This is a genomic window from Sphingobium psychrophilum (assembly GCF_012927105.1).
GTDB lineage: Bacteria > Pseudomonadota > Alphaproteobacteria > Sphingomonadales > Sphingomonadaceae > Sphingobium > Sphingobium psychrophilum.
In genome coordinates, this window is sequence record NZ_JABBFV010000046.1 from 1 (window position 1) to 8,884 (window position 8,884).

The following is an 8,884-nucleotide window of genomic DNA, read 5'->3' on the forward strand; positions in this document are numbered from 1 at the left end:
ACGGCAAACATCCCCGGCCACCCCCCTTAAAAGGAGCAACCTATCCGATGGCTGGTTTTTAAACCGCCACGCTCAGCAAATCGCTGGCGTTCCATTGGCCTGGTTTGTCACCGCCCTCTACACGCGCAGCTATGTGCCGCAAAGAGTATGCCGGGGCTTTTCATTCACACTGGACGAACCGGACCATCGACCCGAACGCTGCTTAATCGTCATCCTCATATCCAGATCATATCTGGTGACCAGCTTCTTGCCCTCATTCGCGATGAACCCGTCTTGGTCAGGGGGAAGCGCATATGAGACTCCCCATTTCGCGCCCTCGCTGGCGGCCGGGCCCCTATGCCTTGCCGGCGCTCGTAGCGGGCCTCGTCCTACTATCCGGTTCAGCTGTAGCGGACTCTCGTCCGGTCAGGTCTGCCACCGGGGAACGTGAGATCGCCCGATGTATTCAATTCGCGTCGGCGGGCAGATCATGGCTCGAAAAAACGCTCTGGGGTCTGCGTGATCAGGAGGCCGGATGGATCGGTGCTGAGGTTCCGAACAGCAACGGCAGTCACGATCTTGGGCCGCTACAAGTCAATAGCTTCTGGGTGCCAAGACTTGCTACGCTTTCTCAGCGTTCGCCCGCACAGGTACGTGCCTGGTTGATCAACGATCCGTGCTTCAACGTACAGGCTGCCCGGTGGATTTTCCTGTCGGGGTTGGCCGTCACGGGTGATTTTTGGCGGGCGGTTGGAGCCTATCACAGTCCAACGACCTGGCGACAACGACGCTACGCGCTTGCAGTAGCAGGGCATCTGCGACGTCGCTACGGGCCAAACACGTTCCGGGCCGTCGAGCCATGATCTTACCAACACTGATTTTCGACATCATGTCGGCAGGCAGGCATTTGTGAAAAAACTGAATATCGAGAGAATGGCCCAATCCGTAGAGCCATTGGCCGTCCGCATACCCCTTGCGGCCCAAATGTTGGGTATCGGCAAATCGACGCTATACGAGATGATTGCTTCGGGAGAGATTGAGACCATCAAGGTCGGTAGATCGACCCTCGTCCCAACCGATAGTCTGCGCGCATTCCTCGCACGGAGGCGAAAGTAGGTCGGCACAATCGAATCTCGGCTCCGTCCTTGACCATCCTCATCCACCAATGATCACCGTTCCGGTGACACCCATATGGCACCCATAGTGACACCCGGGTGTCAGGAGCCAAAATGGAAACCTGAACCTATCTCTAAGTAATTGATTCATTGAAAATAATGGTGGACGCACTTGGGCTCGAACCAAGGACCCGCTGATTAAGAGTCCCCAAATGTGAGAATATTGTGCAGCAAATTCAAGCACTTGATTGCATCCGTTCATTAGCTGCTGCACAATGTTCCACTGCATTTATCGTTTCACGACAAGGGTCGATAGCTCAAAATTGGACACACTGTGTTGGCTTTGGTTCATTCCGTAGAGAAGTAGAGCGTTAGGTGTCCTGCCCGAAGCGACGCCCCCGTTGCTCGCGCGTTTGACGTCGAAGATCACACCGAAGCGGCCGATAGGCGGGGCGGAAAAGGGCGGCCAAGATGCATTCCTTTTCGGATGGAGGAAACGAGTAGTCGCCGTCGGTCGATGGCGCAAGGTAAGGGAATTTATCCCTGCCAATCGGGAGGGACGATCCACCATTGTGAGGATGTCGGTCATCGCTGAGCGCCGACGATGCGTGTAAATTTGGACATGGCTCGAAGGCAGACGGTAGGTCGGACGCCGCCCAGCATCGTGACCCCAAGATAGATGTTGCGCTGGAGGTTCGCGTCATGATCGGTCCCGATCGCCACAGGTACGGTGTGGTTCTCGTCAGATCGCGGCCGGATCCAAAGGACGGGATGTCCAATCCATGATAGTTCCAGTCGTCCAGATCGCATCATTGCCTCGCCCTGCGGTATAACGCGGACCTGCCAGCCATAAAGCCGGGCGAAGCGGAGCAAGCGCGACCAAAGGTCGTCGCAGGGAAGGCATTGTGGCGCAGTCGTCATCTCGAGCGTGAAAAGCATAGCTCCGCCACGCAGCATCTCTGCGAAATCGGGCGGGAAGGCTTTGGTTTGCGGTACTCGGGCAGGCCACGTCTTAAGGTCGGTGGTAGTTGGACTGCTGCCCCTTCGCTGGCTGGGATGGAGGCCCTGCTGGAGTCTGCCAGGAATAAGAAGCTGGGAAGGCCGGCCGTGAGGCAGATTGAAATCGACTTGAATGTAAGGTTAAAATGCCTTACAATGCCGTACGAAAGGATCACTCTCATGAACGCGCTGACCGTCACGGCAAAAGGCCAGATCACCCTTAAAAAGGAAATAATGCGGCATCTGGGCATCCATCCGGGCGACAAAGTCGCGGTAGAAAAACTTGCCGACGGGCGCATCGAGATCAGGCCCGTAAAGCCTACGGGCAAGATTTCCGAGGTGTTCGGCATGCTCAAACGCCAAGGCCAACGGCCGGTGTCTATCGAGGAGATGAATGAGGTTATCGCCAAGGGCTGGGCCGGCGCACTGTGAAGATCATCGCCGACACCAACATTCTGGTGCGCGCGATCACTGACGATCATCCTGTGCAGAGCCCGCTGGCGCAGGCGCAGCTCAACCAGGCTGAGATCGTAGCCATCACGTTGCCTACACTGTGTGAACTTGCCTGGGTCCTGAGCCGCAGCTACAAAATTTCTCGCATCGATCTCGCCGCGATGCTGCGCCGTCTCTGCGCTGCCGATAACGTAAAACTCGAACAAGCCTCGGCGGATGTTGGTCTCGCATTTCTCGACGCCGGCGGTGACTTTGCCGACGGCGTAATCGTGCATGAGGGCAACTGGCTGGGCGGACAGATGTTCGTCAGCTTTGATGCCGATGCCGTTCGGATTGCAAAAGCCCAGGGACAAGCGACCCATATTCCCGCCTGACGTGCATCCAAATGCGAGGATCGCCGCAGTTCGATCCTCCTGGTCTATGTCTCCGCTTGCCATGCAAAGGGTGTTGAAACGCCTCCGGCGACTCGCTTTGACTTAGTGATCCGCTCGATAGGCATAAACCCACTCTCTCGTGATCAAACCCTGAGGCAACAGGACGCCGCGACTTTCTGATCGCTGCAGAGCGACTTAGGCGCGCGGGGAGACATCCTGCGATGCATGCTCCGCGGCGATCAGTCGGGAAGTTTCGCTCACTGTGTCGGTGCGGCCTCAGAATTGGCTTTTCGCGGAGGCTTGGTCTTTCGATTGGGCGCCTTCGCATTGGCTTTGCGCGGCCGCGTCAACTTGGAAGAGCCGGATTCGCTCGACAACCCATCGGCGGGGTAGCACCTCGAAACCCTTGGCTTTGTCGGAATGCTTGATGATTTCGATCGTCCACTTTCCCATGCCGACGAGCGCCTACCGTACCTTTTGCCCGCCTAGCTGCCATCCGCGAATACATGGCGCAGCCAGGGGAAACGGGTCCGGATTGCGGACAGCACATCGACAGCTCCATCGCGATCCTGAATGTCGGCAGCGTGGACGAGGATGAAGATCAGAAAACCGCAGGTGTCTGTCAGAATGTTACGTTTGCGGCGTTTGAACTTCTTGCCAGCATCAAAGTCCGAAATTCCGCCACTTTCCGTGGTCTTCACCGACTGGCTATTGATCACGCCAGCGCTGGGCGAGGCTTCCCGTCCTTCGATTTCCCGCAAGTTCATAACCAACACGGTGTTGATGGATTCGAACAGACTGAAATTGCGCCAGGCGTAGAAGTGGCGCCGTACAGTCGACACCGGAGGAAAGCATTTGGGCAAAAGTCGCCACGCGCACCCGCTCGCGGCAACATACAGCATCGCGTTCAGGACTTCGCGCATGTCTGCCGTTCGAGGTCGGCCTCCACGCCTTGCTGGAGGCAAGAATGGCGTTGCCAACGCCCACTCAACATCGGTCATATCCGATGGATATCGCAGTCCCTCCTGGTTATGCCCGTACCGGGCAATACCAGTCCATGTCACTATTCACTCCATCTCTTCGCAAAGAGGCGTGAATCACAACATGCTGGTATTGCTCAACAACTTTCGGATCGTCTAAAAGGCACATGGCTCAATTACAAGACCCCGCCAGCGGGGGATGCTGGCGGGGTCAATCGGACGGCTTATAAGTGGGGGAAAATTCGCCGTCTGATATTACGATAACACCCTTCTGCTGCTGATGTTCCCACGCTTATTGCTTTCGTGTCGCCCGGCAGTGATTCCCGCTCACCATCAGTCGATCTTGTGGCGCGCTGTCGTCAAATATCGCCACCGCACAAGGAACTCGTTTGAATGCCGTGGGGCAATACCGTGCCGCCCCATGGCAGAGGCTGTATTCCCGCGCTTTATCTGATCAAGCAGGTTCGGCCACCGCTTGCTCTTTCGGCTTTCTGCCACGCTTGGCAGGCATGTCTGCTTTAGGTGCGGCTGTCGGCGTCCGGCGCTTCTGGCCCAAGCCAATCCGAAGCGCCATATCCTTGCGCTGTTGCGCGTAGTTTGGTGCCACCATTGGATAATCGCTAGGCAAACTCCACTTGGCCCGATACTCCGCTGGCGTCATCTGATAATGTGTCATCAGGTGGCGCTTGAGCAACTTGAGCTTCTTCCCGTCTTCAAGGCAGACGATATAGTCGGGCTTTATTGACGCGCGGACGGCGACAGCAGGCTCCTGTTTCGGGGTCTCCGGCGTGCTGGGTGTACCAAGAGCGAAGAGAGCAGCGTGAACATTGCCAATCAATGCTGCAACGTCACCCACCGACACCGAATTATTGGAAACATGTGCCGCGACAATGTCGGCGGTGAGGGTAACAAGCGTATCTTGTTCGAAGATTGTGCCAGTCATACGACCCATTCTTTCTCGTTTTCAATCAGGTTATGATGCCTCGATCAAGAGGCTGCGATATCCTATATATAAGATGCATGAGTAAATATTACAAACCAGAAGTGAGTGGAAATTTATCAGTTACCTGACACGGATGCTGTTTTTTGCAATCGTAAATAAATTGCGAATCTGGTAGATGTATAAGTTTTGTAAAATTAATTTATGATAGTATATTAAAAAATATGAATTTTTATAAAATGGTAAGTATTTTAAAATTATGAAATAATTATAATGTAAATGTCTAAAATATTTAAATAATGACTATATTGAAAATTCAAGATCGCAGTTTATGCACTATCTTCACTGTATTGTGAATTAATGATATCTTATTGTAGCCATTTTTAATAGCGCATGGCCAAAAGGCTTGGGCGAACCTTCCTGATGGCGCAGCCACCGTCATCCACTAGCGGCTCGGAGGAGAACGACTCGCACTGAAGGTGACGACCAGGGGTCTGTAAGTGCGATGCGCCGCTGACCTCAAAATAATTAACTGCGGGTGACGCTGCATCGCCCAGGCATGTTGAGCCTCATGTCGGGGCCAATCGCCGTCATGGTCGAGAAGCAGGGCAGGCGGTCGATGCTGGCTGACAGGGACGGCGAGACGATCTAGGATCGCCCGCGCGGATCGGCCCATCCTGCGCACCGATCCGTCTTTCCCTGCCGATGAAATGCCGTCAAAGAGCAGATATGCGCATATACTCCCTTCTCGCCATCCCATTGCTTTTGACCACGCCCGCTCAGGCGTGGGGTCCTGTCGGTCACCGCATAACAGGTGCCATTGCCGATGAGAATTTGAGCGGCGTCGCGCGCGCCCATGTCCATCTTCTGCTAGGTACGCAGGATCTTGCCGAGGCAGCGACCTGGCCCGACGACATGAAATCCGACCCTGCCGAATATTGGCAGAAGAAGGCTGGCCCATGGCACTATGTGACAGTCAGGCAAGGGGACAGCTATCAAAGCAAGGACGCGCCGCCAGAGGGCGATGCCATGAGCGCGCTGGATGGCTTTACGGCTACATTGCGCAATCCTAAATCGTCGATCGAGGACAAGCGGCTGGCCCTCCGCTTCATCGTGCACATCATCGGCGATCTGCATCAGCCATTTCACGCGGGCGGTGGGGATGACCGGGGCGGCAACGATGTCAAGGTGACCTGGTTCGGCCGCTCGACCAACCTTCATTCGGTGTGGGACTCAGCGATGATCGAGCAACGGTCCTTGTCCTATTCCGAATATGCGCAATGGCTGTCGCGCACGATCTCGCCTGAGCAGATGATCGATTGGAGCGATCCTGCGCCTTCGGTGTGGATTGCGGAGAGCATCGCGCTGCGCAAGACGATCTACCCCGCCGACCCCGCAATTTCCTGGGACTATGCTTATAAGCATCGCTCGGCGATGGACGATCGGTTGAAACGCGGAGGCATCAGGATTGCCGCCTATCTCAATTGGCTGTTCGAGCCTCGGCGCGGCGCTGTTCCCACGGCGACGCCCAAATGACATAGGCTGGTCAGCACGATCGCACGATGACCTACCGCGATCGCCTTAAGGTCGCACCTTGCCTATTTGAGGTGGCGGCAAAACACCGGACGATCAAGTTCGTGGTTAGATGCCAGCACATCTTCCTGTTCGAGCCTCATGGTTTGTGGTGGCGGTTCGAGCGCCTGGGCTCGCGCAAATGACTTCCGGGACGCGCGACAGCGCATCTAACACCGGCTGTGTCGAGAGCAGCATGGACGAAAGGTTCGACCGGTGGCAATCGGGATGACGAATGACGCCGCCCGCATTCATCTCAGCCTGCCGAAAGAACGAGTGTGAAAGCGGCCGTCAACCGGTTTCGAGGATAGGACGCCACATGGAATTAGATGCCCGCGATACGACGATCACTTCGAAAGAACAGGTGATGGTCAAGGCCATTCTCCGACCATTGATGGAGGCAATTGCCGCATCAAACTCAGAGGGGCTGATTGGCACCCGTGATCTCACGAAGCTTCTGGCCTTCGCTACGGCAGCGATCGTCGAAAGCGATGTGGAAGTGGTGACGCCACGCGCCATACGGCAGGCAGGAGAATATTTCGGGAAGCTGGTCGCCCATCATGCCAAGGCATTGCGGACCGAAAGGACGCAATCGGGATCGGGCTTCATGGCTGAGTTCGTAGCCGGCAGTTGATCGCCCTAGAACGGTGGACGGGCAGGCTAGTCTGGTAGGGCTACGGCAAATTACTTATTTTTAGCGGCGTCGGACAGGGCACCTTGCTGAGCGTGTAGCAGGCGAAGGGATTTTCCTTCCCTTCCGCGTCGCGGGCTGTGATCTGCCACGTCAGGCCTCTGGTGGTCGTCCGCCATCGATTGATGAAGGTGCTGTTCTCATCCTGATATTTGATGTCAAACCCGCCCACCACGCTTTCGCCGCTTCCGACTGCCGAGGCCGTGCCACCAAAGCTGTCTGCCCAGAAACTCGTGATGGCGTCTATCGAGGCTTCCGCCTGCGTCCCGGCGCCGCCAAAGATCAGGTGGGCGGCATATCGGTCGCGGTGGTCGGCTACAGCACTGCTTTCGGCGTCCAACGCAAACATCGCATCGTGCAGGATTGGTCGCGCATTGATCGTCACGGAGACGGGTTTCTCCATGACATCGCCGCGTGCCTTCCAGCATCCTTTGAGGGCTGCTAGGGTCTGCGGCATTGGAACGGCACCTGGCTCAGCCGCTGCTGCGGTCGCCGACAATAGCGTCATGGCCAAAGTGGGGAAGAGCAGTATTTTCTCATCATTCCCCCGAAATTGCTGGGGCAGAAGAGCGATTTGTGCGTGCCAGGATCGTCCACCACTCACATTCAAATCGATCATCGGATCATTGATCACTGCAAATGCATAACTATAGTCAAATCACGACACGCCGTAGTTTCATTAACTATTTCGGTGCATTGTTCCGTAGTCGTAATAATTGCTTATCAGAGCCCGATCCGAAAGTTGTTGAGCAATACCAGCATGTTGTGATTCACGCCTCTTTGCGAAGAGATGGAGTGAATGGTGACATGGACTGGTATTGCCCGGCGCGAGCATAGCCGGGAGGGACTGCGATATCCATCGGATATGACCGATGTTGAGTGGGCGTTGGCAGCGCCGTTCGTGCCTCCGGCAAGGCGTGGAGGCCGACCTCGAACGGCAGACATGCGCGAAGTCCTCAACGCGATGTTGTATGTAGCTGCGAGCGGGTGCGCGTGGCGACTTCTACCAAAATGCTTTCCTCCGGTGTCGACTGTCCGGCGCTACTTCTACGCCTGGCGCAATGCCAGTCTGTTCGAAGCCATCAACACCGTGTTGGTTATGAACTTGCGGGAAATCGAAGGACGGGAAGCCTCGCCCAGCGCTGGAGTGATCGATAGCCAGTCGGTGAAGACCACGGAAAGTGGCGGAATTTCGGGCTTTGACGCTGGCAAGAAGGTCAAAGGCCGCAAACGTAACATTCTGACAGACACCTGCGGTTTTCTGATCTTCATCCTCGTCCACGCTGCCGACATTCAGGATCGCGATGGAGCTGTCGATGTGCTGGCCGCAATCCGGACCCGTTTCCCCTGGCTGCGCCATGTGTTCGCGGATGGCGGCTATGCGGGTGAAAAGTTACGGTCGGCACTCGTCGGCATGGGAAAGTGGACGATCGAAATCATCAAGCGTTCCGACAAAGCCAAGGGTTTCGAGGTGCTACCCCGCCGATGGGTTGTCGAGCGAACCTTCGCATGGCTCGGGCGTTGCCGACGGCTCGCCAAAGATTGGGAAAGGTCCATCGCCTCATCGACGGCCTGGGCTCTTATCGCTTCAATCCGCATGCTCACGCGCAGAACCGCAAGGTACTGTCAAATTTGACGAACTTCTGAATCGGGCTCTCAGCTCGACTTTGTACGTTTTTGGTCAGGTCCAAGTCCAGAAGATGCTGTTTTCAGCGATGTGGTCGAGGGCCTGATCGAGTGGCAAGACGCATCCGCCCATATCGTCAATATCTTCCCATTTT

At 55.9% G+C, this 8,884-nt stretch carries 9 protein-coding genes and 1 pseudogene; 7 read left to right on the forward strand and 3 right to left on the reverse strand.

Annotation, left to right across the window (positions count from 1 at the left end; genetic code table 11):
* The first annotated feature begins 963 nt into the window (after positions 1-963).
* The 3 genes from HHL08_RS25855 (at position 964) to HHL08_RS24700 (ending at position 2,920) form a co-directional block, all read left to right on the forward strand.
* Positions 964-1,095, forward strand: coding sequence for a helix-turn-helix domain-containing protein (locus HHL08_RS25855; protein ID WP_268747147.1), 132 nt, complete (start codon positions 964-966; stop codon positions 1,093-1,095).
* Positions 1,096-2,273: 1,178 nt separating this feature from the next.
* Positions 2,274-2,525, forward strand: coding sequence for an AbrB/MazE/SpoVT family DNA-binding domain-containing protein (locus HHL08_RS24695; protein ID WP_096062095.1), 252 nt, complete (start codon positions 2,274-2,276; stop codon positions 2,523-2,525).
* Positions 2,522-2,920, forward strand: a complete 399-nt coding sequence (locus tag HHL08_RS24700; protein WP_096062076.1) for a type II toxin-antitoxin system VapC family toxin — start codon at positions 2,522-2,524, stop codon at positions 2,918-2,920. The genes HHL08_RS24695 and HHL08_RS24700 overlap by 4 nt, the downstream gene beginning before the upstream one ends.
* Positions 2,921-3,286: 366 nt before the next feature.
* Here HHL08_RS24700 and HHL08_RS24705 read toward each other — a convergent pair.
* Both HHL08_RS24705 and HHL08_RS24710 read right to left on the reverse strand, forming a co-directional pair.
* Positions 3,287-3,987 (reverse strand): annotated as a pseudogene (locus HHL08_RS24705) (IS5 family transposase); the annotation flags it as partial.
* A gap of 367 nt (positions 3,988-4,354) precedes the next feature.
* Positions 4,355-4,843: a MucR family transcriptional regulator gene (locus HHL08_RS24710; RefSeq protein ID WP_096062078.1), complete on the reverse strand. Its 489-nt coding sequence runs from the start codon at positions 4,841-4,843 to the stop codon at positions 4,355-4,357.
* 726 nt (positions 4,844-5,569) lie between these two features.
* Here HHL08_RS24710 and HHL08_RS24715 point away from each other — a divergent pair.
* The 3 genes from HHL08_RS24715 to HHL08_RS24725 all read left to right on the forward strand — a co-directional run bounded on the left by HHL08_RS24715 (position 5,570) and on the right by HHL08_RS24725 (position 7,046).
* A complete protein-coding gene (locus HHL08_RS24715) occupies positions 5,570-6,376 on the forward strand; it encodes a S1/P1 nuclease (RefSeq protein ID WP_169575519.1) in 807 nt (268 codons plus the stop codon).
* Between the two features lie 26 nt (positions 6,377-6,402).
* Positions 6,403-6,558 (forward strand): hypothetical protein, encoded by a 156-nt coding sequence (locus HHL08_RS24720; RefSeq protein WP_169575520.1) that lies wholly within the window; start codon positions 6,403-6,405, stop codon positions 6,556-6,558.
* Positions 6,559-6,731: 173 nt separating this feature from the next.
* The gene (locus HHL08_RS24725; RefSeq protein WP_169575521.1) at positions 6,732-7,046 is read left to right on the forward strand and encodes a hypothetical protein; all 315 of its coding nucleotides are present in this window, start codon (positions 6,732-6,734) and stop codon (positions 7,044-7,046) included.
* A 40-nt stretch (positions 7,047-7,086) separates the two neighbouring features.
* Here the strand turns inward: HHL08_RS24725 and HHL08_RS24730 are convergent, their stop codons facing one another.
* Positions 7,087-7,737 (reverse strand): hypothetical protein, encoded by a 651-nt coding sequence (locus HHL08_RS24730; protein ID WP_328804754.1) that lies wholly within the window; start codon positions 7,735-7,737, stop codon positions 7,087-7,089.
* Positions 7,738-7,902: 165 nt separating this feature from the next.
* On the opposite strand from HHL08_RS24730, the gene HHL08_RS24735 reads away from it, so the two are divergent.
* On the forward strand, positions 7,903-8,739 hold the full coding sequence (locus HHL08_RS24735) for an IS5 family transposase (RefSeq protein WP_169575522.1): 837 nt from the start codon (positions 7,903-7,905) through the stop codon (positions 8,737-8,739).
* Positions 8,740-8,884 lie beyond the last annotated feature (145 nt).

Excerpts from the sequence above, each read along its gene's own strand:
- HHL08_RS24710 (WP_096062078.1), bottom strand. The coding sequence starts at position 4,843 with ATGACTGGCACAATCTTCGAACAAGATACGCTTGTTACCCTCACCGCC.
- HHL08_RS25855 (WP_268747147.1), top strand. The coding sequence starts at position 964 with ATGTTGGGTATCGGCAAATCGACGCTATACGAGATGATTGCTTCGGGA.
- HHL08_RS24735 (WP_169575522.1), top strand. The coding sequence starts at position 7,903 with ATGGTGACATGGACTGGTATTGCCCGGCGCGAGCATAGCCGGGAGGGA.
- HHL08_RS24725 (WP_169575521.1), top strand. The coding sequence starts at position 6,732 with ATGGAATTAGATGCCCGCGATACGACGATCACTTCGAAAGAACAGGTG.
- HHL08_RS24695 (WP_096062095.1), top strand. The coding sequence starts at position 2,274 with ATGAACGCGCTGACCGTCACGGCAAAAGGCCAGATCACCCTTAAAAAG.
- HHL08_RS24715 (WP_169575519.1), top strand. The coding sequence starts at position 5,570 with ATGCGCATATACTCCCTTCTCGCCATCCCATTGCTTTTGACCACGCCC.
- HHL08_RS24720 (WP_169575520.1), top strand. The coding sequence starts at position 6,403 with ATGACCTACCGCGATCGCCTTAAGGTCGCACCTTGCCTATTTGAGGTG.